Genomic DNA, 21351 nt, shown 5'->3' on the forward strand with positions numbered 1-21351 from the left:
GAGCCGCCCTTCCCCCGGCGGGCCGCCATGACGACAGGAGTACCGATGCGCATCCGTACCGCGGGTGTGGTCGCTGTCCTCGGCCTGGCGCTCGCCGCGTCCGGCTGCGGCGGCGGTGACAGCGACAAGCCGGCCGCCAAGGAGTCCGCCAAGGCCACCGGCGGCAAGCTGGTCATCTGGGCCGACGACAAGCGGACCGCGGCCCTGAAGCCGTTCGCCGAGGAGTTCGGCAAGGAGAACGGTGTGACCGTCGAGGTCCAGGCCGTCTCCAAGGACCTGCAGACCAACTTCGTCACCGCCTCGCAGCAGGGCAGCGGCCCGGACGTCGTGGTCGGCGCGCACGACTGGATCGGCAACATGGTCCAGAACGGCGCCATCGACCCGGTGCAGCTCGCCGCCGAGCAGAAGAGTGCGTTCAACGAGACCGCGATCAAGGCCGTCACCTTCAACGGCCAGCTCTACGGCGTCCCCTACGCCACCGAGAACGTCGCGCTGATCCGCAACACCGAGCTGGCACCTGAGGCGCCGAAGACGATCGAGGACCTGGTCACCGCCGGCAAGAAGCTCAAGGCCGAGAAGAAGGCCACCGAGATCCTCTGCCTCCAGTCCGGCCAGAACGGCGACGCCTACCACATCTACCCGCTGTACACCTCGGGCGGCGGCTACCTGTTCGGCACCGCGGCCAACGGCGACTACGACCCGAAGGACCTGGGCGTGGGCAAGCCGGAGTCGATCGCGGCCTTCCAGAAGATCGCGAAGCTCGGTGAGAAGGGCGACGGCGCGCTGAAGCGCTCCATCACCGGCGAGAACTCCATCGCCACCTTCACCGGCAAGAAGTGCGCCTTCCTGGTCTCCGGGCCGTGGGCCATCGCCGACGCCAAGAAGGCCGGCATCAAGTACGACATCTCCCCGGTCCCCGGCTTCGCCGGTGGCAAGGAGGCCCAGCCGTTCGTGGGCGTCCAGGCGTTCTACGTCGCGGCCAAGGGCAAGAACAAGGCGCTGGCCCAGGAGTTCGTCACCAACTACGTGACCAAGCCCGAGCTGGCCGTCGCGCTCTACAAGGCCGAGCCGCGCCCGCCGGCGCTGACCGCCGCCTTCGACCAGGTCAAGGGCGAGGACGCGGACCTGGCCAAGTTCCAGGAGGCCGGTAAGAACGGCCAGGTGCTCCCGGCGATCCCGGCCATGGCCGCGATCTGGGACCCGTTCGGCAAGGCGGAGGCCGCCATCATCGGCGGCGCCGATCCGGCCAAGACGATCACCGCCGCGGGCAAGACCATCGCGGGCCAGATCAAGTAATGAGCACGTCGCTGTCCGGCCCGGGGTCTGCTGAGCAGGCCCCGGGCCGGGAGCCCGTTCGCCGCGGGCTCCCGCGCACGTCCCGTACCGCGCGGAACCACGCGCCGATCACCGCGACCGGCCTCGTCGTCAAGGTGGTCCTGCTCGGCCTGGTGGCCGGGATCGCGATCTGGGCGGCGTTCCCGCTCATGGAGGCCGAGCACTGGGTCGGGCTGGGCATCCTCGCCGCCACGACGGCCGGCCTGTTCTACCTCTACCTGAGCCGCCGGCACATCCCGGCCAAGTACCTGGTCCCCGGCACGCTCTTCCTGATCGCCTTCCAGGTCTTCCCGGTGCTCTACACGGCGAGCACCGCCTTCACGAACTTCGGCGACGGTCACCGCGGCAGCAAGGACGACGCGATCGTCGCCATCCAGACCTCCTCGGTGCGGCAGGTCCCCGGCTCTACCGAGTACTCCCTCTCCATCGCCACGACGGGCGACCCGGCGACCGGTCCACTGGTGTTCCTGCTCAGCGACCCGAAGACCAAGGAGGTCTTCGCGGGCGACGCGGGCGGGCTGCGCCGGCTCGACGCCGGCGAGGTGACGGTCAGCAGCCTCAGCGGCAAGATCACCGCCGCCGAGGGCTACACCATCCTCAACATCGGTCAGGCCAGCGGTCGCAGCGACGCCATCACCGCCCTGGTGGTGCCGACCTCCGGCGGCGCCATCCGCTCCAACGGCCTCACCCGCGCCTACGAGGGCAAGGCGGTCCGGGCGTACGACGCGGGCTGCGACTGCATCAAGGACAGCGAGACCGGGAAGACCTGGACGGCGGACCCGGAGAACGGCTCCTTCGTCGCCGCCGACGGTGAGCGGCTCGCCCAGGGCTGGAAGGTCAACGTCGGGCTGCGGAACTTCACCCGCGTGCTCACCGACCCGAACATCTCCGGGCCGTTCTTCGGCACCCTGCTGTGGAACTTCGCGTTCGCGGTGGGCTCCACCGGGCTCACCTTCCTGCTCGGCATGGCCATCGCGCTCGCCCTGCACTCGCCCCGGATGCGCGGCACCAACTTCTACCGGGTGCTCCTGATCCTGCCGTACGCCATGCCGTCGTTCGCCATGCTGCTGGTCTGGCGGGACATGTTCAACACCGACTTCGGCCTGGTCAACAACCTGTTCGGGCTCGGGGTGGACTGGTTCGGCCAGACCTGGTCCGCCCGGGCGGCGGTGCTGCTGGTGCAGCTCTGGCTGGGCTACCCGTACATGTTCCTGGTGGCAACCGGCGCGCTCCAGGCGATCCCGCGCGAGCTGACCGAGGCCACCTCGGTCGACGGCGCCAGCCCGTGGCAGTCCTTCCGGGCGGTCACCCTGCCGCTGCTGCTGGTCGCGCTCTCGCCGCTGCTGATCGCCTCGTTCGCGTACAACTTCAACAACGCCAACGCGATCCTGTTCACCACCGAGGGTGGACCGTTCGCGCCGGACAACCCGACCAACGGCGCCACCGACCTGCTCATCACCTACACCTACCGGCTGGCCTTCGGCGCCCAGGGCGCCGAGTTCGGCATGGCCGCCGCGGTCTCGGTCTTCATCTTCGCGATCGTGGCCACGGTGTCGGCGATCAGCTTCCGGCGGACCCGCAAGCAGGAGGAGGTGTACTCGTGACGACCTACACCGACGCTCCCGTCGCCGACCACAGCGCGAAGGGGAGGTCGAGAAAACGGTGGTTCGCCCAGGTGGGCTGGCGGCACCTCGTCGGGGTGCTGGCGGTCGCGTTCAGCCTCTTCCCGATCCTGTTCGTGCTCTCCGCGGCGCTCAACCCGCTCGGCACGCTCTCCTCGACGGATCTGCTGCCGACCGGCGGGGTGTCGTTCGAGAACTTCACGAACCTGTTCGACAAGACCGCGTTCGCGCACTGGTTCCTCAACTCACTGCTCCTGGCGGGGGTGGCCAGCTTCGCGTCGATCTTCCTGTCCGCGCTGGCCGCGTACGCGTTCTCCCGGATGCGCTTCGCCGGGCGCCGGGTCGGCCTGCTCACGCTGCTGCTGATCCAGATGTTCCCGCAGTTCCTGGCCATCGTGGCGATCTTCCTGATCTTCACGACGATCACCGACCTGTACCCGGCCATCGGCTTCAACACCCCGTGGGGCCTGTTCCTGCTCTACATGGGTGGCGCGCTGGGGGCCAACACCTGGCTCATGAAGGGCTTCTTCGACACCCTGCCGAAGGAGCTGGACGAGTCGGCGACCATGGACGGCGCCTCGCACGTCCAGGTCTTCTTCCGGATCATGTTGCCGCTGGTCGCGCCGATCCTGGCGGTGACCGGACTGCTCGCCTTCATCGGCGCGATCAACGAGTTCCTCATCGCCAACGTGTTCCTCACCAACACCGAGTCGAAGACCCTCGCGGTCGGCATGTTCGGCCTGGTGGCGGGCGAGCGCAACAACAACTTCGGAATGTTCGCGGCGGGCACCCTGCTCACCGCCGTCCCGACGGTGCTGGTGTTCCAACTGCTCCAGCGCTACATCGTCTCCGGCCTCACGGCCGGGGCCGTCAAAGGCTGAGCCTCCTCGGTTCACGCTGCGGCAAGGGCGTCGTGTCGGCGTACACCGGAGCGGTTTCCGGGCGGACCGCCGCGGTCGGGTGACCGGCCGCGGCGGGTGCCCGCCCCACTCCCTGTCCTCCACGACGCGAAAGGCATCCGCATGTCTCTCCAGCCGCACCACGACGGCTCCGCCACCTACGTGCCCGAGCAGGAGCCCGCGCTCGGGCAGACCGTCCCGGTCCTCGTCCGGGTGCCGGCCGGCGCCGGCGTCCGTCAGGTGCACGTCCGGACCACCGGCGACGGCGAGCCCCACTTCGCCGAGGCGGTCATCGACCGCACCGAGGGCGGTGACGTGTGGTGGCGGGCCGACGTCGAGGTCCGCAACCCGGTCAGCAACTACCGCTTCCTGCTCGACGCCGCGGCGGGCGCCCGCTGGCTGAACGCGGCCGGACTGGCCGACCACGACGTGCCGGACCACGGCGACTTCAAGCTGGTCAGCTACGCCCCGCCGCCGGCCTGGGCCCGGGACGCGGTGATCTACCAGATCTTCCCGGACCGGTTCGCCCGCTCGGCCGCGGCGACCGGCCGCACGGCGCCGGACTGGGCGATCCCGTGCGACTGGGACACCCCCGTCATCGGGCGTGGCCCGGAGACGCCCCGCCAGTTCTACGGCGGTGACCTCGACGGGATCACCGAGCGGCTGGACCACCTGGACCGGCTCGGGGTGAACACCGTCTACCTCACACCGATCTTCCCGGCCCGCTCCAACCACCGGTACGACGCGGCCAGCTTCGACACCGTCGACCCGCTGCTCGGTGGGGACGCCGCGCTGGCCCGGCTGGCGGACGCGGTGCACGCCCGGGGCTGGCGGCTGCTCGGCGACATCACCAGCAACCACACCGGCGACGCCCACCACTGGTTCACCGCCGCCGTCTCCGATGTGCACGCCCCGGAGCGGGAGCTGTACTACTTCGACCTGCCCGGCGGGGACTACGAGTCGTGGAACGGGGTCAAGTCGCTGCCGAAGCTCAACTGGGGCAGCGCCGAACTGCGCCGCCGCTTCGCCACCGCCGAGGACTCGCTGCTGCGCCGCTGGCTGCGCCCGCCGTACGCGCTGGACGGCTGGCGGGTGGACGTGGCGAACATGACCGGCCGGCGGGGCGCGGACGCGTACACCCACGAGGTGGCCCGGCTGCTGCGCGAGGTGGTGGCCGGCACCCGGGCCGACGCGCTGCTGCTCGCCGAGCACGGCCACGACCACACCGGTGACCTGGACCGGGACGGCTGGCACGGCACCATGAACTACGTCGGCTTCACCGACCCGGTCTGGTCCTGGCTGCGGCGGAGCGACGGCACGCTGCCCAACTTCCTCGGCACCCCCGGCGGGGTACGGCGGCGGGACGCGGGCGCGGTGCTGGCCACCATGAACACCTACCGGTCGCTGATCTCCTGGCGGTCGTACACGCACTCGTGGCAGCTGCTCGGCTCGCACGACTCGGCCCGGATCCGGACCGTGGTCGGCGACGCGGCCCGGCAGGAGGTGGCCGCCGGCCTGCTCGCCACCATGCCGGGTACGCCGGTGATCTTCGCGGGTGACGAGCTGGGCCTGACCGGCACCAACGGGGAGGGCTCCCGGACCCCGATGCCGTGGCACCGGCCGGAGAGCTGGGACGCGCGCACGTTCGACGCGTACCGGTCGCTGCTGGCGCTGCGCCGCGGCGAGCCGGCGCTGCGGCACGGCGGCCTGCGCTGGGCGTACGCCGACGCCGACACCCTGGTCTTCCTGCGCGAGGCGCCGACGGGCGCGGTGCTGGTGCTGGCCCGCCGCGCGCCCGGCACCCCGGTCCGCCTGACCGGCCTGCCGGCCGGGGACAACGTCTACGGTGGCGCCCCGGCCCTGCACCCGGACGCCGACGGCGCGGTGACCCTCCCGGCGGACGGCCCCACCTTCCAGGTGTGGCGCCTGGCCTGACGCCATTCCCCGCGCCCCCGGCTTGTGCCCCTCCTGTCGGGGCGCGAACTGCAGGATCGCGGGCGGAGTCAGGGGCGCGGGGTGGGCCGGAGCAGGGCGCGGACGCCGGTCAGGTAGGTGGCGCGGTCCGGGGAGCCGGTCAGGATGCGTTGCAGGAGGTAGCCGGGAACCAGGGCGAACAGGGCCGCGCCGACCGCCTCCGGGTCGGCGTCCGCGGGCAGCTCGCCGGCCGCGCGGGCCCGCCGGGCCAGCGTGGTGAAGTGGGTGCGGAAGCCGGCGTACGTCCGGCCGACGAACTCGGCGAGAGCCGGGTCCCGCTGCGCCTCGCCCCACACCTGCACGGCCAGCGGGAGCACGCCGTCGGGGTCGGACTGCGCGTCGACGTAGGTGAGGGCCCGGTCCAGCGCGTCGACCAGCGGCAGCGGCGGGTCGGCCGCGGCGAGTTCGGCGAAGAGCCCCTCGGCGCCGCCGATCACCGACTGGGCGATGGCGGTGATCAGGTCGTTCTTGCTCGGGAAGTAGCGGTAGACCGCGCCGACCGAGAGTCCGGCCTCCCGGATCACGTCCTGCATCGAGGTGTTGTGGAAGCCGTCGCGCCGGAAGCAGCGCCGGGCCGCGTCGAGGATCTGCTGGCGGCGGGCCGCGAGGTGTTCGTCCGATACGCGTGGCACGACCCACAGTGTAAAGCGAACGCTCGTTCTTGACGGCGGGCCGGACGGCGGCGCACTCTCAGTTCAAGAGAACGAACGTTCGTTTTTAGGAGGCGGAGATGCCTGCTCACCTGTCCCGGATCCGCTCGCCCTGGCTGCTCGCCGCGCTGCTCGTCGTCCTGGCGGTGGTGGTGCAGGCGCTGCTCGTACCCCTCTTCGCGGCGCCGGCCGCCCACCTGGCGCCGCGCGACCTGCCGGTCGTCGTCGCCGGGCCGGCGCCCGCCACCGCCGAGCTGGCCGGTCGGCTCGCGGCCGCCCGCCCCGGCGGCTTCGCCGTGACCACGCTGCCCGACGCCGCGGCGGCCGACCGGGCGCTGCGGGACCGGGAGGCGTACGCCGCCTTCGTGGTCGGCCCGGACGGCGTCGCCCTGCACACCGCCCCGGCCGCGAGCCCGACCGTGGCGGCACTGCTCACCGAGGCCGCCGGGCAGCTCTCCGCCGGCCGCCCGGTGCCCGTGGTGCAGGTCGTGCCGGCCGACCCGGACGACCCGCGCGGGGCCGGCTTCGCCGCCGGGTTCCTGCCCTTCGCGCTGACCAGCATGCTCGCCGGGGCGCTGCTCACCGTGCTGGTCGCCCGCCGCCGCGCGCGGCTCGCCGGCCTGCTCGGCTACGCCGTCCTGGCCGGTCTGGTGGGCGCCGCGGTGCTGCACGGCTGGCTCGGCGTCCTCGACGGAGACCTGTGGCGCGAGGCGGCCGCGATCGGGCTGTTCGCGCTGGCCGCGGCGGGCACCGTGGCGGGTCTCGGCGCGCTGCTCGGCGGCGCCGGGTTCGGGCTCGGCGCGCTGCTCGTCTTCCTGGTCGGCAACCCGCTGTCCGCGGTGGCCGCCGCGCCCGAGCTGCTGCCGCAGCCCTGGGGCGCGATCGGGCAGTTCCTCCCCGTCGGGGCGGGTGGCACGCTGCTGCGCTCGGCCGCGTTCTTCGACGGTGCGGGGGCCGGGCGGCCGGTGGCCGTGCTGGCCGGTTATGCCCTCGTCGGTCTCGCCCTGGTCCTCGTCGGCCGCCGTTCCGTCCGCCCCGGCGCGGGCGACCCGGCGCCGGAGCGGCGGCCCGCCGAGGTCACGGTATGACGGCACCTCGGGGGGCGGGCTACTACAAGTCGTCGTTGATGGGGGAGGATGGCCGGCGTGGAAGCTCTTCGACTGATCCTTCTCTACGTCCATCTGATCGGCTTCGCGATGCTGCTCGGCGGTTCGATCGCCCAGTACGTCAGCGGCCGTCTGCGGATCAACGCGGCCATGCTCTGGGGCTCGGTGATCGGGCTGCTGACCGGAATCGGTCTCGCCGCCCCGCTGCGCGACGGCGAGGAGCCGGCACCGGCCAAACTTGTTACCAAGTTGGTGCTCGCGCTGCTGATCTTTGTCATGGTCTTCTTCTCGCGTAAGCGGGAGTCCGTGAACCGCGGGCACTTCCTCGCGATCATCGGGTTGACGCTGGTCAACGCGGCGGTGGCGGTCTTCTGGCGTTAGCCCTCCGGCGCAGCGGGAAGACCTCGGGAAACGGACGTTCGCGACACCTCTCTGGAGGGCCGTCGGCACGAAAGGTGATGTGCCCCACGCATCGGTTACGTAGGGGTAACGACCGCTCAACAGTCGTGCACGATTGTCGGCCGGTGGGTGGGCGCGGGCGTACGCTCCCGTCCGTAACGTGGGACGCCGGCGGCACACCGCAGGCCGGCGCAAGGGCTGCCACCGCGCACGACGCGGTGTGCAATGGGAAGGAGACGTCTTGCGCTCTGTGCGTGGGATGCGGATCGCCTCCGCCATCGTGGCGGGTGGCCTCGTGCTGGGCGCCGCCGCGTGTGGTGAGGCCCCCAAGGACGACAACAACGCCGGCGGCAACGGCGGCAAGAAGTTCAGCGCCTGCATGGTGACCGACGTCGGCGGCATCGATGACAAGTCCTTCAACACCTCGGCCTGGAAGGGCCTCCAGGAGGCGAAGAAGGAGAACGACAACATCGACATCAAGAACGTCCAGTCGAAGGCCGAGGCGGACTACGAGGTCAACCTGACCGGGTTCGTCAACCAGAAGTGCGACTTCATCCTGGCCGTCGGTGGCCTGATGTCGGACGCCACCAAGAAGGCCGCCACGGCGAACCCGAACCAGCAGTTCGGCATCGTGGACGCGAACCCGGGTGTGGACAACATCTACCCGATGCAGTTCGACACCGCGCAGGCCGCCTTCCAGGCCGGTTACCTGGCCGCCGGGCTGAGCAAGACCGGCAAGGTCGGCACCTACGGTGGTCTGCCGATCCCGCCGGTCACCATCTTCATGGACGGCTTCGCCGACGGCGTGGCCCAGTACAACAAGGCCAAGGGCAAGAACGTCCAGGTCATCGGCTGGGACAAGGCCACCCAGAAGGGCTCCTTCACCAACGACTTCGTCAAGCAGGACGAGGGCAAGAAGGTCTCCGACGCGCTGGTCGCCCAGGGTGCGGACATCATCATGCCGGTCGCCGGCGGCGCCGGCCTCGGCACCACCGCCGCGGCCCAGGCCTCGGGCGGCAAGTACTCGGTCGTCTGGGTGGACGTCGACGGCTGCGAGAGCACCCCGAACTGCCCGGCGCTGGTCACCACGGTCGTCAAGAACATCCCGGACGCCGTGAAGGACGCCGTGCTGAAGGCCGCCAACGGCGAGAAGCTCCAGGCCAAGCCCGGCTTCGTCGGCACCCTGGCCAACAACGGCGTCTCGATCGCCCCGTACCACGACTTCGACAGCAAGGTCCCGGCGGACCTGAAGGCCGAGGTCGACAAGATCAAGGCGGACATCGCCGCCGGCACCATCACGGTCACCTCGAAGGCCCAGCCGACCAAGTGACCGCTCCGCCGGCCGCCGCGGTGAGATCATCGGCAGCGGGGGCCGGCGGGCACCAGGTTTGAACGATCCGGCCGCCTCGGCGCACGTGGGGAGAACCCGCGACGTCGGGGCGGCCGGTCACCTTGATCCCCCACTGACCCCCACCCGCGCGGTGGGCGGCGCGGCGGTCGCTACGCTGCACCATCGCTCGCACTCCAGGAGGTTGCGCTGAGACTCGAACTGCGCGGCATCACCAAGCGGTTCGGTGATCTGGTCGCCAACGACCACATCGACCTGACGGTGGAGCCTGGAGAGATCCACGCCCTGCTCGGCGAGAACGGTGCCGGCAAGTCGACCCTCATGAACGTGCTCTACGGGCTCTACCAGCCCGACGAGGGCGAGATCCTGGTCGACGGCAAGCCACTGAAGCTGAAGGGCCCGTCGGACGCGATCGCCGCCGGGATCGGCATGGTGCACCAGCACTTCATGCTGGTGCCGGTCTTCACCGTGGCCGAGAACGTCATGCTCGGCGCGGAACAGACCAAGGGAGGCTTCACCGGCTTCCTCGACCGCCGGCGGGCCCGGCGCGAGGTCGCCGAGGTCTCCGAGCGGTACAACCTCCGGGTCGACCCGGACGCGGTGATCGAGGACCTGCCGGTCGGCATCCAGCAGCGGGTGGAGATCGTCAAGGCCCTCACCCGCGACGTCGACCTGCTCATCCTCGACGAGCCGACCGCCGTGCTGACCCCGCAGGAGACCGAGGAACTGCTCACGGTCATGCGGTCGCTCAAGGAGGCCGGCAAGTCGATCGTGTTCATCACCCACAAGCTGGGTGAGGTCAAGGCCATCGCCGACCGGATCACGGTGATCCGGCGCGGGAAGACGGTCGGCACTGCCGAGCCGAGCGCCAGCCGCGACGAGCTGGCCGCCCTCATGGTGGGCCGCAGCGTCCGGCTTACCGTGGACAAGAAGCCGGCCCAGCCGGGCAAGCCGATCCTCGAGGTCGCCGGCCTGGTCGTCGACGACGACCGGCAGGTGCGCGCGGTCGACGGCGTGGACCTGACCGTGCGCGCCGGTGAGGTGCTCGGCATCGCGGGTGTGCAGGGCAACGGGCAGACCGAACTGATCGAGGCGATCATGGGCCTGCGCCCGGTGCTCGCCGGCTCGATCACCCTGGACGGCGAGGCCGTGCACGGCTGGTCGACCAAGAAGGTGCTCCGCGCCGGCGTCGGGTACGTCCCGGAGGACCGCAGCGTCGACGGCCTGGTCAAGGAGTTCTCCGTCGCGGAGAACCTGGTGCTCGACATCTACGACCGGCCGCCCTTCGGCAAGGGCCTCTCGCTGAAGCCGGACGCCATCGCGAAGTCGGCGAAGGAGCGGATCGAGCAGTTCGACGTCCGCACCTCCTCGGCCGACGCGGCGGTCGGCACCCTCTCCGGCGGCAACCAGCAGAAGGTGATCGTGGCCCGGGAGCTGTCCCGGCCGCTGAAGCTCTTCATCGCCGCCCAGCCCACCCGGGGCGTGGACGTCGGCTCGATCGAGTTCATCCACAGCCGGGTCATCCGCGAGCGGGACATCGGCACCGCCGTCATGGTGGTCTCCAGCGAACTGGACGAGGTGATCGGCCTGGCCGACCGCGTCGCGGTGATGTACCGCGGCCGGATCATCGGCATCGTCGGCCCGGACACCCCGCGCGAGGAGATCGGCCTGCTGATGGCCGGCATCACGCCGGACACCGCCACCACGACCGCTGACGGCCCTGGCAACGAGGACGAGGCATGACCAACCCGAATCCGGTGTCGGGCTCCCCGGACAAGGAGCCGGCGACCGAGGCGCAGGAGGCGCGGAGCGAGGCCCGGGCGACACCGCCCGCGCCCGCCGGCGACACCGAGCGCGCGGTACCCGCCACCGCGACGAAGCAGCCCGAGGAGCCCCGCCCGACCCTGGGCCGGCTCTTCCTGCACAACCTCTGGGCGGCCAACACGGTCACCGTGACCGTGCTCGCGGTGCTGCTCGCCATGCTGGTCGGCGCCGTGCTGATCATCGTCTCCGACCCCGAGGTGCTGGCCACCTACGGCTACATCACCGCCCGACCGGCGGACGCGCTCAACTCCAGCTGGACCGTGGTCAGCGAGGCGTACGCGAACCTGTTCAAGGGCGCCATCTTCGACCCGGACGCGGTCGGCTTCACCGCCGCGATGGGGCCGATCTCGGAGACGCTCACCTACACCGCGCCGCTGGTCTTCACCGGTCTGGCGGTCGCGCTCGCCTTCCGCGGCGGCCTGTTCAACATCGGCGCCCAGGGCCAGGCGACCATCGGTGTCATCCTGTCCGCCGTCGCCGGTTTCGCGCTGCCGCTGCCGCCCGGGGTGCACCTGCTCGTCGCGCTGATCGCCGGCGCGCTCGGCGGCGCGCTCTGGGGCTTCGTACCGGGCATCCTCAAGGCGCGCACCGGCGCCCACGAGGTGATCAACACGATCATGCTCAACTACGTGGCGGTCTACTTCCTGTCCTGGATCATCATCCAGAGCGGGGTGCAGAACCCCAACCGGTCGGACGCGATCAGCAAGCCGGTCGAGTCCTCCGCCCAACTGCCCCGGTTGCTCGGCGACAACCTGCGGGTGCACGCCGGCATCCTGGTCGCGGTGCTGGCCACCTGGTTCATCGCCTGGCTGCTGAACCGCTCGACGCTCGGCTTCGAGCTGCGCGCGGTCGGCGAGAACCCGGACGCCGCCCGGACCGCCGGCATCAGCGTGACCAAGACGTACGTGCTGGTCATGGTGATCTCGGGCCTGCTGGCCGGCCTCGGCGGGTCGAACATGGTGCTCGGCTCGACGGCCAACGCGCTGACCCCGCTGGTGATCGCGCAGATCGGCTTCGACGGCATCCTGGTCGCCCTGCTCGGGCGGGTGAAGCCGTGGGGCGTGCTGCTGGCCGCGCTGCTGTTCGGCGCGCTCCAGGCGGGCGGCAACCGGATGCAGTCGTACTCCGGGATCTCGCTGGAGCTGGTGACCGTGCTCCAGGCGCTGATCGTCATCTTCATCGCCGCGCCGGCCCTGGTGAAGGCGATCTTCCAGCTCCGGGCGGCCCGCGCGGCCCGGCTCCAGACGAGCCTCGCGAAGGGCTGGTGAGCATGTCCACCACCGCTGTCCCCGAGGTCGCCGTGACCGCGGTCGACGAGGGCTTCTGGACGCGTGCCCGCAAGACCGGTGCCGTCCTGCTGGCGCTGGGCGTGCTCGCCACGGTGCTGTTCGGCGCGCTCGCCACCGGCCAGGAGGCCCGCTTCACGCTGAGCGAGACCGAGGGCGGCGCCGCCCTGGAGATCAACGGCACGGTCGGCGCGATCCTCTTCGGGATCATCGCGGCCGCGGCCGGTGCCGCCCTGCTCGCCGGGGTGCCGAAGCGCTGGTTCACCCTGGTGCTCGGCGTCGGGCTGGTCGCCTTCGTGCTGAGCTTCCTGTGCTGGCAGGTCTCCGCGGCCCCCGAGGGCCGCAACTTCATGCCGCTGGTCAACATCGTCCGGGGCACGTTCATCCTGGCCCTGCCGTTGATCTTCGGCGCGCTGGCCGGCGTGCTCTGCGAGCGCTCCGGCGTGGTGAACGTGGCGATCGAGGGCCAGCTGCTGATGGGCGCCTTCTCCGGCGCGCTGTTCGGGAGCATCTCCGGCAGCGTCTGGGTCGGTCTGGTCGCCGCCGCGATCGGCGGCGCGCTGATCTCGCTGCTGCTGGCCGTCTTCGCCATCCGCTACCTGGTCGACCAGGTGGTCATGGGCATCGTGCTCAACCTGCTGGCGGTCGGTGTCACCGGCTTCCTCTACGAGCGGCTCATGCAAACCGACGCGACGAAGTACAACAGCGCGCCGCGGTTCAGCAACTGGGAGATCCCGCTGCTGAAGGACATCCCGCTGATCGGCCCGGCGCTGTTCCGGGGCAACATCTTCCTCTACGTCGGCCTGCTGCTGGTGCTGGTCATCCACATCGCGCTGTTCCGTACGCGGTGGGGGCTGCGGACCCGGTCGGTGGGTGAGCACCCGACGGCCGCCGACACGCTCGGCGTGAAGGTGCTCCGGCTGCGCTACCGCAACGTGATCATGGCTGGGCTGGTGGCCGGTGTCGGTGGCGCCTCGTACACCCTGGCGCTCTACTCGTTCACCAAGAACATGATCGGCGGTAAGGGCTTCATCGCCCTGGCCGCACTGATCTTCGGCCGGTGGAGCCCGACGGGCGCGCTGCTCGCCGCGCTGTTCTTCGGGTTCGCCGACCAGCTCGCCACCTACCTGGGCGCGATCGGCAGCAGCATCCCGAGCCAGTTCCTGGCCATGCTGCCCTACCTGGCGACGATCCTGGCGGTGGCCGGGCTGGTCGGCAAGGTGCGGGCGCCGGCCGCCGACGGCAAGCCGTACATCAAGGGCTGACCGCCCGCGACGCAGCGTGCCCGGCGGGGGAGACCCGCCGGGCACCGTCGTCTCCGGCCGCCACCGCGACCGATCAGCGTGAATTGGGCAGAATGGGAGTCGTGATGGAGATCGACTGGGAGCGGCTGCGGGCCGCCGCCACCGAGGTCATGCGGCACGCGTACGTGCCGTACTCGAAGTTCCCCGTCGGGGCGGCCGCCCTGGTGGACGACGGCCGGGTGGTGGTCGGCTGCAACGTGGAGAACGCCGCGTACGGGGTCGTCCTCTGCGCCGAGTGCGGTGTGGTCTCCTCGCTGCACGCCACCGGCGGCGGCCGGATCGTGGCGCTGTCCTGCGTCGACGCCACCGGCGAGCCGCTGATGCCGTGCGGCCGGTGCCGGCAGCTGCTGTGGGAGAACGGCGGCCCGGAGTGCCTCATCGAGGCGAGGGGCGGCACGCTGCGGATGGCCGAGTTGCTGCCGCACGCGTTCGGGGTGGAGGACCTGGAGGCGGTGACCGGCGAGACGCCGGTGCCGGTGGTCCCGGAGCGGCTCGCCGCCTGGCGGGGGCGGGGCACCGTCTTCGTGCACCCGGACCTCTCCGCCGGGCAGCAGGTCTGGACGGCGTACTGGGAGCGGTCGGCCGGGGACAGCGAGGGCGCCGAGACCGGTGTGCTGGAGGAGGGCCCGACCTGGGACGACCCCTCCGAGGCGATCACCTGGGGGCTGGCCCGGACGCCGCGCGTCGTCGTCGTGGACGCCTCGGGCACCATCTTCTGGGCCGGCGAGGGCGAACCGCCCCTGGAGATCCCGATCCGCTGGTCCGGCGCCTGAGCCCGCGGCGCCCGCGGTCCGGCTTCCCACGAACGAGGAAAGATCATCTGATGAGTGCATTCACGGCGGTTGACGTCATCCGGGCCAAGCGGGACGGTGGCGTGCTGAGCGACGGCCAGATCGACTGGGTGGTCGACGCGTACACCAAGGGGTTGGTGGCCGACGAGCAGATGTCGGCGCTGGCCATGGCGATCCTGCTGCGCGGCATGACCGCGCCGGAGATCGCCCGGTGGACCGCCGCGATGATCGCCAGCGGCGAGCGGCTGGACCTGTCGCCGGTGGCCCGGCCGACCGTGGACAAGCACTCCACCGGCGGCGTCGGCGACAAGATCACCCTGCCGCTGACCCCGCTGGTCGCGGCGTGCGGCGCGGCCGTGCCGCAGCTCAGCGGCCGGGGCCTCGGGCACACCGGCGGCACCCTGGACAAGCTGGAGTCGATTCCCGGCTGGCGGGCCGCACTCAGCAACGCGGAGTTCATCGCCCAGCTCCGCGACGTGGGCGCGGTGATCTGCGCGGCCGGCGACGGGCTGGCCCCGGCCGACCGCAAGCTGTACGCGCTGCGCGACGTCACCGGCACCGTCGAGGCCATCCCGCTGATCGCCAGCTCGATCATGAGCAAGAAGATCGCCGAGGGGACCGGTGCCCTGGTGCTGGACGTGAAGGTCGGCTCCGGCGCCTTCATGAAGAACGTCGACGACGCCCGCGAGCTGGCCCGGACCATGGTGGAGCTGGGCGGTGCGCACGGGGTGCGCACGGTCGCCCTGCTCACCGACATGTCCACGCCGCTCGGCCTGGCCATCGGCAACGCGGTCGAGGTGACCGAGTCGGTCGAGGTGCTGGCCGGCGGCGGCCCGGCCGACGTGGTGGAGCTGACCCTGGCGCTGGCCCGGGAGATGCTGGCCGCGGCCGGCCTGCCGGACGCCGACCCCGAGGCGGCGCTGCGCGACGGGCGGGCCATGGACGCCTGGCGCGCGATGATCCGGGCGCAGGGCGGCGACCCGGACGCCCCGATGCCCACGGCCCGCGAGGTCGAGCTGGTCACCGCGACCGAGGACGGCTACGTGACCGGGATCGACGCGTACGCGATGGGTGTGGCCGCCTGGCGGCTCGGCGCCGGTCGGGCCCGCAAGGAGGACCCCGTGAGCATCCCGGCCGGTGTGGTGCTGCACAAGCGCCCCGGTGACCGGGTCCGGGCCGGCGACGCCCTGTACGAGCTGCGCGCCGAGCACGCCGAGCGGATCCCGGCCGCGCTGGCCGAGGCGGAGCGGGCGGTCCGGATCGCGCCGGAGGCGCCCGGCGCGACGCCGCTGGTCATCGAGCGGATCGGCTGATCTTTTCCGGTCATGGTGCGCTGCCGGCCGAGCCGCTATTCTCCCAGGCCAAGGGGGACCGACCGGCGATGAGCCGTTGCGAGCAGACAGGGACCTGAGCCGTGCGCGTACCCGCCCCCGACCCCCGGGCCGTTCGTGAGGCCAGCCTCGACGAGCTGTCGCGGCTGGGCCTCCCCCTGCCGCCCCCGCAGTTCCCGCTGGTCTGGGAACCGGGGGACGAGATCGAGCTGCGGACCACCCCGGAGATCGAAGCGCGGATCGCGGTGCTGCACGTGATCCTGGCCCGCTGCTTCGGCATGCCGGCGCAGGCGGCGATGGGCTGGCTGCTGGAGTCGCACCTGGTCGAGATGGTGACCCCGCCGGAGTGGCAGTTCGTGATGGGCGGCAAGGGCGACCACCGGTCGTTCGTGCTGCACCACGACGCGCTCTTCTCGCTGGCCTGGGTACTCGGGCTGGCCAAGGAGCTGGACCCGACGGTGCCGGTGGACGAGCGTCTGGTCGAGCGGATGCCGAACCTGGTGGGCGGGGAGACCTTCGGCCAGTGGCGGGCCCGGATCCTGGCCGCACCGCAGCACCCGGCTGACGCGGCGGCCCTGCTCGACCTGCACTACTGCCTGGACTGGGCCTACCTGGAGGCGGAGGAGGCCGGGCTGGCGCTGCCGGGGCTGGTGGACGCGAACGCCATCGGGCAGCGCCGGTGGGCGCTGGAGTGGGCGGTGGTGCTGCGCGGGCCGTACCACGACGAGCCGCCGGGCTGGGAAGAGGTCGACCTGTCCACCTGAGCGACGGTGGTCAGCGCGGCCGGTGCACGGCGAGCCGGACGGCGAGGGTCACCGGCACCGGGTCGGGCAGCGCGGTGATGCGCTCGGCGAGCCGGGCCGGGTCGGCGTGCCAGGCGCTCGGACCCATGCCGACCAGGGTGGCCACCTCGGTGCGGCTGAGTTCCAGCCGGGCCCGGTGTTCGGTGGCCGACTTCTCGGTGAAGTGCGCGCTCAGGCTGCCGGCGACCCGGTCGGCCTTGGCCGGGTCCACCCGGAGCAGGTCGAGCGCGTCGACCAGCTCGGCGAGATGGTCCGCGGCCGGGGTGACCACCAGCAGCGCGCCCGCCGGGTCGAGCACCCGGTGGAACTCGGCGCCGTTGCGCGGGGCGAAGACGTTGAGCAGCACGGTGGCGGAGCGGTCGGCCAGCGGCAGCCGCTGCCAGGTGTCGGCCAGCGCCGCGGCCGCGCGCGGATGGGCCCGGGCCGCGCGGCGCAGCGCCGGCTTGGCCACGTCGAGGGCCAGGCCGACCGCGTCCGGCAGCGCCGCCAGGACCGCCGCGAGATACCAGCCGGTGCCCGCCCCGGCGTCCACCACCAAGGGGTACGCCTCGTCGGCGCCGTCCGCGATCGCCCGGGTCGCTTCGGCGAGCGCGGCAGCGACGATGGCGTAGTGGCCGGCGGCCAGGAAGCCGGCGCGGGCCGCGACCATCTCGGCGGTGTCCCCGGTGTGCGGGGCGCGGCCGGCGAGCAGGTTGACGTACCCCTGGCGGGCGACGTCGAAGCTGTGCCGGCGCGGGCAGTGCAGCGCCCGGGCCGTGCCGGCGGTGGTCTCGGCCAGTGGCTCGCCGCAGACCGGGCAGCGCAGCCGGGCCAGGATGCGGGCGTCCACGCTCAGACCTCCGTGGCCGGGCGGCCGGCGAGGTGGTCGACCACCCGGTGGGTGAGCGCGCCCAGCGCGGCGACCTCCTCGGGGGTGAGCAGGTCGATGAGGTGCCGGCGGACCGCGGCGACGTGGCCTGGGGCGGCGGCCTCGATGGCGGCCCGGCCGGCCGGGGTCAGCACCACGATGGAGCCGCGGCCGTCCGAGGGGTGCTCCTCCCGGCTGACCAGGCCGCGTTGCTGCATCCGGGAGAGGTGGTGGGACAGCCGGCTGCGCGACCAGAGCATCCGGTCGGCCAGCTCGCTGAGCCGCAGCCGCTGGTCGGGTGTCTCGGAGAGGTCGGAGAGGACGTCGTAGTCCGGCTCGGAGAGGCCGGCGTCCTGCATCAGGTCGCGGGCGAGTTCCAGGTCCAGCAGGCGGCGCATCCGGCGGTAGCCGCGCCAGGCCCGGTTCTCCCGCTCGTCCAGCCAGCGTGGTGCGTCCATGTGTCGAGCCTAACCGACTTGTTGACATGTCACCAAACTCGCCCTACGGTCGATGACATGTCAACCAAATTGCCCGCGCGGCTGGTGCGGCTCCTCGGCGGGCTGGCCCTCTTCGGCGCCAGCGTGGCGCTGATGGTCCGTGCGGATCTCGGCCTGTCCTCCTGGGACGTGCTGCACCAGGGCCTCGCCGGCCGGACCGGTCTGCCGCTCGGGTGGGTCGTCAACGGCGTGGCGCTGCTCGTCCTGCTGCTCTGGTTCCCGCTGCGCCAGCGGCCCGGCGTGGGGACGCTGGCCAACGTCGCGCTGGTCGGCCTGGCGCTCGACGCGGTGCTGGCGGTGCTGCCCCCGGTGTCCGCGCTTCCCGCCCGGATCGTCCTGCTGCTCCTCGGCGTCCTGCTCAACGGGGTGGCCACCGGCCTCTACCTCGGAGCCCGCCTCGGACCGGGGCCCCGGGACGGCCTGATGACCGGCCTCGCCGGACGCGGCCTGCCGATCGGCCGCGTCCGCACCCTGATCGAGCTGGCGGTGCTGGCCGTCGGCTGGCTGCTCGGCGGCACGGTCGGTCCCGGCACCCTGCTGTACGCGCTGGCCATCGGGCCGCTCGCCCAGTTCCTCATCCCCCGACTCGCCGTGCCGGTCCCCGGCCGGCCCGCCCCGACAGGAGTGACCCCGCCATGCCCCGCCTGAACGTGATCGTCGCCAGCACCCGACCCGGCCGGGTGGGCCGCCGCATCGGCGACTGGTTCACCGCGGCCGCCGTCCGCCACGCCGGCTTCGACGACGTACGCCTGGTCGACCTCGCCGAGGTCGGGCTGCCGTTCCACGACGAGCCGCACCACCCCGCCGAGGGGATCTACCTGCACGAGCACACCCGCTCCTGGAGTGCGACCACCGCCGCCGCGGACGCCTTCGTGCTGGTGATGCCGGAGTACAACTACGGCTTCAGCGCCCCGCTCAAGAACGCGATCGACTACCTCTACCACGAGTGGCGGCACAAGCCGGTGGGCTTCGTCAGCTACGGCATGACGTCCGGCGGCCTGCGGGCGGTCCAGATGATCAAGCAGGTGGTGACCACGTTGAACATGGTGCCGGTCAACGAGGCGGTGACCATCTTCCTGCGGCAGGGGCTGGACGACACCGGCGAACTGCGGCCCGACCCGGGGCGGGCGGCGGCGGCGGACCTGATGCTCGACCAGCTCGCCCGGCTGGCCGTGGCGCTCGCCCCGCTGCGGGCGGTGGCCGCGTGACCGCCCGGCTCTGGGAGCTGTTCGGCGAGCGGGGGCGCGGGGCGCTGGTCACCCTGCGCCGCGACGGACGGCCGCAGCTCTCCAACGTCGACTACCTGGCCGAGCCGGGGCTGATCCGCTGCTCCACCACCGGCGACCGGGCCAAGGTGCGCAACCTCCGGCGCGACCCGCGGGCCAGCTTCCACGTCACCACCGCCGACGGCGGGGCGTACGCGGTGGCCGAGGGCCGGGTGACCCTGACCCCGCCGGCGGCGGCGACCGACGATGACACGGTCGAGGAACTGGTCGAGGTCTACCGGCGGATCCGGGGTGAGCACCCGGACTGGGCGGACTACCGGGCGGCCATGGTGGCCGACGGCCGGCTCGTGCTCCGCCTCGCGGTCGAGCGGGTGTACGGCTGGCGGCCGTGAGCCGGCCCGGTCCGGTGCCGCGTTCCGGCGGCCGGTGACTAGGGTCGGTGCATGGCAATCTCGTACGAGGACATCGTCAAGGTCCCGAAGGCGCTGCTGCACGACCACCTCGACGGCGGTCTGCGGCCCGCGACGATCGTCGAGCTGGCCGCCGACGCCGGTCACGAGCTGCCCACCACCGACCCGGAGGCGCTGGGCCGCTGGTTCGCCGAGGCGGCGAACTCCGGTTCGCTGGAGCGCTACCTGGAGACCTTCGCGCACACGGTGGCGGTCATGCAGACCGGACCCGCGCTGCGCCGGGTGGCCCGCGAGTGCGCGCTCGACCTGGCCGCCGACGGGGTCGTCTACGCCGAGGTCCGGTTCGCCCCCGAGCAGCACCTGGAGCGGAACCTGACCCTGGACGAGGTGGTCGACGCGGTCGTCACCGGCTTCCGGGAGGGCAGCGCGCTGGCCGCCGAGGCGGGCACCCCGATCCGGGTCGGCACCCTGCTCACCGCGATGCGCCACGCGGCCCGCTCGCAGGAGATCGCCGAACTGGCCGTGCGCCACCGCGACACCGGGGTGGTCGGCTTCGACATCGCCGGCGCGGAGGCCGGCTTCCCGCCCACCCGGCACCTGGACGCCTTCGAGTACCTCCAGCGGGAGAACTTCCACTTCACCATCCACGCCGGCGAGGCGTTCGGGCTGCCGTCGATCTGGCAGGCGATCCAGTGGTGCGGCGCGGACCGGCTGGGCCACGGCGTACGGATCGTCGACGACATCACGCCCGGGAACCCGCCGGTGCTGGGCCGGCTGGCCGCGTACGTCCGGGACAAGCGCATCCCACTGGAGCTGTGCCCCTCGTCCAACGTGCAGACCGGTGCGGCCGCGTCGATCGCCGATCACCCGATCGGGCTGCTGCGCGACCTGCGCTTCCGGGTCACGGTCAACACCGACAACCGGCTGATGAGCGGCACCTCGATGTCCCGGGAGATGGCCCTGCTGGTGGACGCCTTCGGCTACGGCTGGAAGGAACTCCAGTGGTTCACCATCAACGCCATGAAGAGCGCCTTCATCCCGTTCGACGAGCGACTGAAGATCATCGACGAGGTGATCAAGCCGGCGTACGCCAAGCTGATCGGCTGATCACGGCCGGTGCGGGTGGCCGGCGAGCAGGGCGGCCACCCGGCGCAGCACCTGCCCGGCCCGGGCCGCCTCGGCGCCCAGCCCGGTCTGCCGGCGCAGCACCGCCGGCTCCGCCCGCAGCAGCGTCACCCCGCGCCGGATCAACACCCGGGGCGCCTTGCGCTGCTCGGCCAGGTCGCGGGCGAGCCGGCGGACGAAGGTCGCGCCACGGGGGCGGCGCAGCGCGTACGCCCCGGCGAGCAGGCCCCGGCGCCGGCACTCGGCGACGATCTCGGCGGCGAAGATCCCTTCGGCGACGAAAAGTGGCGATCCGTCGACGTCGAATGGCCGGGTGGCCACCCGGCGGTCCGCGCCGATCGCATAAACCGGCACTTCGGCCTTGCCGTCCCGGGCCAGTCGGGCGATGGTTTCCACCGCTGTGTCCGCATCCCAGGACAGCGGGGACTCCCAGTCCACCGCTCCGTTCCGGCGCGGCAACGTAGGGTCATCGCCGTCCTTGTAGAAGTCGTCGAGGCAGAGGACAGGAAGTCCGGTTCGATGAGCTATATACGACTTTCCGGAGCCGGAGGGCCCGGCAAGCAGGACGACGCGG

Annotated in this window: 21 protein-coding genes; 17 read left to right on the top strand and 4 right to left on the bottom strand. The window is 72.1% G+C overall.

The genetic code is table 11. The features are described from left to right. Positions 1-45 precede the first annotated feature (45 nt). The 4 genes from ABZW14_RS03115 (at position 46) to ABZW14_RS03130 (ending at position 5791) form a co-directional block, all read left to right on the top strand. On the top strand, positions 46-1296 hold the full coding sequence (locus tag ABZW14_RS03115) for a maltose ABC transporter substrate-binding protein (protein WP_355338830.1): 1251 nt from the start codon (positions 46-48) through the stop codon (positions 1294-1296). Next, positions 1296-2939: an ABC transporter permease subunit gene (locus tag ABZW14_RS03120; RefSeq protein ID WP_355338833.1), complete on the top strand. Its 1644-nt coding sequence runs from the start codon at positions 1296-1298 to the stop codon at positions 2937-2939. Before ABZW14_RS03115 ends, ABZW14_RS03120 begins: the two co-directional genes overlap by 1 nt. After that, positions 2936-3838, top strand: a complete 903-nt coding sequence (locus ABZW14_RS03125) for a sugar ABC transporter permease (RefSeq protein WP_355338836.1) — start codon at positions 2936-2938, stop codon at positions 3836-3838. The genes ABZW14_RS03120 and ABZW14_RS03125 overlap by 4 nt, the downstream gene beginning before the upstream one ends. A 141-nt stretch (positions 3839-3979) precedes the next feature. Beyond that, complete coding sequence (locus tag ABZW14_RS03130) at positions 3980-5791, top strand: glycoside hydrolase family 13 protein (RefSeq protein WP_355338839.1); 1812 nt, start codon at positions 3980-3982, stop codon at positions 5789-5791. Between the two features lie 68 nt (positions 5792-5859). Here the strand turns inward: ABZW14_RS03130 and ABZW14_RS03135 are convergent, their stop codons facing one another. Beyond that, positions 5860-6462, bottom strand: coding sequence for a TetR/AcrR family transcriptional regulator (locus ABZW14_RS03135; protein WP_355338842.1), 603 nt, complete (start codon positions 6460-6462; stop codon positions 5860-5862). Between the two features lie 98 nt (positions 6463-6560). Between ABZW14_RS03135 and ABZW14_RS03140 the strand changes: the two genes are divergently transcribed. The 9 genes from ABZW14_RS03140 (at position 6561) to ABZW14_RS03180 (ending at position 16633) form a co-directional block, all read left to right on the top strand. Continuing rightward, on the top strand, positions 6561-7568 hold the full coding sequence (locus tag ABZW14_RS03140) for a hypothetical protein (RefSeq protein ID WP_355338845.1): 1008 nt from the start codon (positions 6561-6563) through the stop codon (positions 7566-7568). Positions 7569-7625: 57 nt separating this feature from the next. Continuing rightward, entirely contained in the window at positions 7626-7967 is a 342-nt protein-coding gene (locus ABZW14_RS03145) for a hypothetical protein (protein ID WP_355338848.1), read from the top strand. A 277-nt stretch (positions 7968-8244) separates the two neighbouring features. Next, positions 8245-9315 carry a BMP family ABC transporter substrate-binding protein gene (locus tag ABZW14_RS03150; RefSeq protein ID WP_355339402.1) on the top strand — a complete coding sequence of 357 codons (1071 nt, stop codon included), beginning with the start codon at positions 8245-8247 and terminating at the stop codon, positions 9313-9315. A gap of 267 nt (positions 9316-9582) precedes the next feature. Continuing rightward, positions 9583-11076 (top strand): ABC transporter ATP-binding protein, encoded by a 1494-nt coding sequence (locus ABZW14_RS03155; RefSeq protein WP_355339405.1) that lies wholly within the window; start codon positions 9583-9585, stop codon positions 11074-11076. Continuing rightward, complete coding sequence (locus tag ABZW14_RS03160; protein ID WP_355338851.1) at positions 11073-12425, top strand: ABC transporter permease; 1353 nt, start codon at positions 11073-11075, stop codon at positions 12423-12425. The genes ABZW14_RS03155 and ABZW14_RS03160 overlap by 4 nt, the downstream gene beginning before the upstream one ends. 2 nt (positions 12426-12427) lie before the next feature. Continuing rightward, positions 12428-13708 (top strand): ABC transporter permease, encoded by a 1281-nt coding sequence (locus ABZW14_RS03165; protein ID WP_355338854.1) that lies wholly within the window; start codon positions 12428-12430, stop codon positions 13706-13708. A 92-nt stretch (positions 13709-13800) separates the two neighbouring features. After that, the gene (locus tag ABZW14_RS03170; RefSeq protein WP_355338856.1) at positions 13801-14520 is read left to right on the top strand and encodes a cytidine deaminase; all 720 of its coding nucleotides are present in this window, start codon (positions 13801-13803) and stop codon (positions 14518-14520) included. A 50-nt stretch (positions 14521-14570) separates the two neighbouring features. Further along, positions 14571-15851: a thymidine phosphorylase gene (locus tag ABZW14_RS03175; protein ID WP_355338859.1), complete on the top strand. Its 1281-nt coding sequence runs from the start codon at positions 14571-14573 to the stop codon at positions 15849-15851. Between the two features lie 101 nt (positions 15852-15952). Then, the gene (locus ABZW14_RS03180) at positions 15953-16633 is read left to right on the top strand and encodes a DUF4272 domain-containing protein (protein ID WP_355338862.1); all 681 of its coding nucleotides are present in this window, start codon (positions 15953-15955) and stop codon (positions 16631-16633) included. 10 nt (positions 16634-16643) lie between these two features. On the opposite strand, the gene ABZW14_RS03185 is transcribed toward ABZW14_RS03180, so the two are convergent. Next, entirely contained in the window at positions 16644-17501 is an 858-nt protein-coding gene (locus ABZW14_RS03185) for a putative RNA methyltransferase (RefSeq protein ID WP_355338865.1), read from the bottom strand. A 2-nt stretch (positions 17502-17503) separates the two neighbouring features. After that, positions 17504-17977, bottom strand: coding sequence for a MarR family transcriptional regulator (locus ABZW14_RS03190; RefSeq protein WP_355338868.1), 474 nt, complete (start codon positions 17975-17977; stop codon positions 17504-17506). Positions 17978-18034: 57 nt separating this feature from the next. Between ABZW14_RS03190 and ABZW14_RS03195 the strand changes: the two genes are divergently transcribed. The 4 genes from ABZW14_RS03195 to ABZW14_RS03210 are packed head-to-tail and all read left to right on the top strand — an operon-like array spanning position 18035 to position 20759. Next, positions 18035-18664, top strand: coding sequence for a hypothetical protein (locus ABZW14_RS03195; protein ID WP_355338871.1), 630 nt, complete (start codon positions 18035-18037; stop codon positions 18662-18664). After that, the gene (locus ABZW14_RS03200) at positions 18652-19224 is read left to right on the top strand and encodes an NAD(P)H-dependent oxidoreductase (protein ID WP_355338874.1); all 573 of its coding nucleotides are present in this window, start codon (positions 18652-18654) and stop codon (positions 19222-19224) included. The genes ABZW14_RS03195 and ABZW14_RS03200 overlap by 13 nt, the downstream gene beginning before the upstream one ends. Then, positions 19221-19634, top strand: a complete 414-nt coding sequence (locus tag ABZW14_RS03205; protein ID WP_355338877.1) for a PPOX class F420-dependent oxidoreductase — start codon at positions 19221-19223, stop codon at positions 19632-19634. The genes ABZW14_RS03200 and ABZW14_RS03205 overlap by 4 nt, the downstream gene beginning before the upstream one ends. 51 nt (positions 19635-19685) lie before the next feature. Then, positions 19686-20759, top strand: coding sequence for an adenosine deaminase (locus tag ABZW14_RS03210; protein ID WP_355338880.1), 1074 nt, complete (start codon positions 19686-19688; stop codon positions 20757-20759). Here the strand turns inward: ABZW14_RS03210 and ABZW14_RS03215 are convergent, their stop codons facing one another. After that, positions 20760-21173 carry a uridine kinase gene (locus tag ABZW14_RS03215; protein ID WP_355338883.1) on the bottom strand — a complete coding sequence of 138 codons (414 nt, stop codon included), beginning with the start codon at positions 21171-21173 and terminating at the stop codon, positions 20760-20762. Between the last annotated feature and the right edge of the window lie 178 nt (positions 21174-21351).

This window comes from Micromonospora sp. NPDC004551, from assembly GCF_040609975.1.
Lineage (GTDB): Bacteria > Actinomycetota > Actinomycetes > Mycobacteriales > Micromonosporaceae > Micromonospora.

Bases quoted from the DNA above. Each gene is read 5' to 3' on its own strand.
- ABZW14_RS03120 (WP_355338833.1), top strand. From the start codon at position 1,296: ATGAGCACGTCGCTGTCCGGCCCGGGGTCTGCTGAGCAGGCCCCGGGC.
- ABZW14_RS03115 (WP_355338830.1), top strand. From the start codon at position 46: ATGCGCATCCGTACCGCGGGTGTGGTCGCTGTCCTCGGCCTGGCGCTC.
- ABZW14_RS03140 (WP_355338845.1), top strand. From the start codon at position 6,561: ATGCCTGCTCACCTGTCCCGGATCCGCTCGCCCTGGCTGCTCGCCGCG.
- ABZW14_RS03175 (WP_355338859.1), top strand. From the start codon at position 14,571: ATGAGTGCATTCACGGCGGTTGACGTCATCCGGGCCAAGCGGGACGGT.
- ABZW14_RS03170 (WP_355338856.1), top strand. From the start codon at position 13,801: ATGGGAGTCGTGATGGAGATCGACTGGGAGCGGCTGCGGGCCGCCGCC.
- ABZW14_RS03210 (WP_355338880.1), top strand. From the start codon at position 19,686: ATGGCAATCTCGTACGAGGACATCGTCAAGGTCCCGAAGGCGCTGCTG.
- ABZW14_RS03195 (WP_355338871.1), top strand. From the start codon at position 18,035: ATGTCAACCAAATTGCCCGCGCGGCTGGTGCGGCTCCTCGGCGGGCTG.
- ABZW14_RS03130 (WP_355338839.1), top strand. From the start codon at position 3,980: ATGTCTCTCCAGCCGCACCACGACGGCTCCGCCACCTACGTGCCCGAG.
- ABZW14_RS03190 (WP_355338868.1), bottom strand. From the start codon at position 17,977: ATGGACGCACCACGCTGGCTGGACGAGCGGGAGAACCGGGCCTGGCGC.
- ABZW14_RS03150 (WP_355339402.1), top strand. From the start codon at position 8,245: ATGCGGATCGCCTCCGCCATCGTGGCGGGTGGCCTCGTGCTGGGCGCC.
- ABZW14_RS03200 (WP_355338874.1), top strand. From the start codon at position 18,652: ATGCCCCGCCTGAACGTGATCGTCGCCAGCACCCGACCCGGCCGGGTG.
- ABZW14_RS03165 (WP_355338854.1), top strand. From the start codon at position 12,428: ATGTCCACCACCGCTGTCCCCGAGGTCGCCGTGACCGCGGTCGACGAG.
- ABZW14_RS03160 (WP_355338851.1), top strand. From the start codon at position 11,073: ATGACCAACCCGAATCCGGTGTCGGGCTCCCCGGACAAGGAGCCGGCG.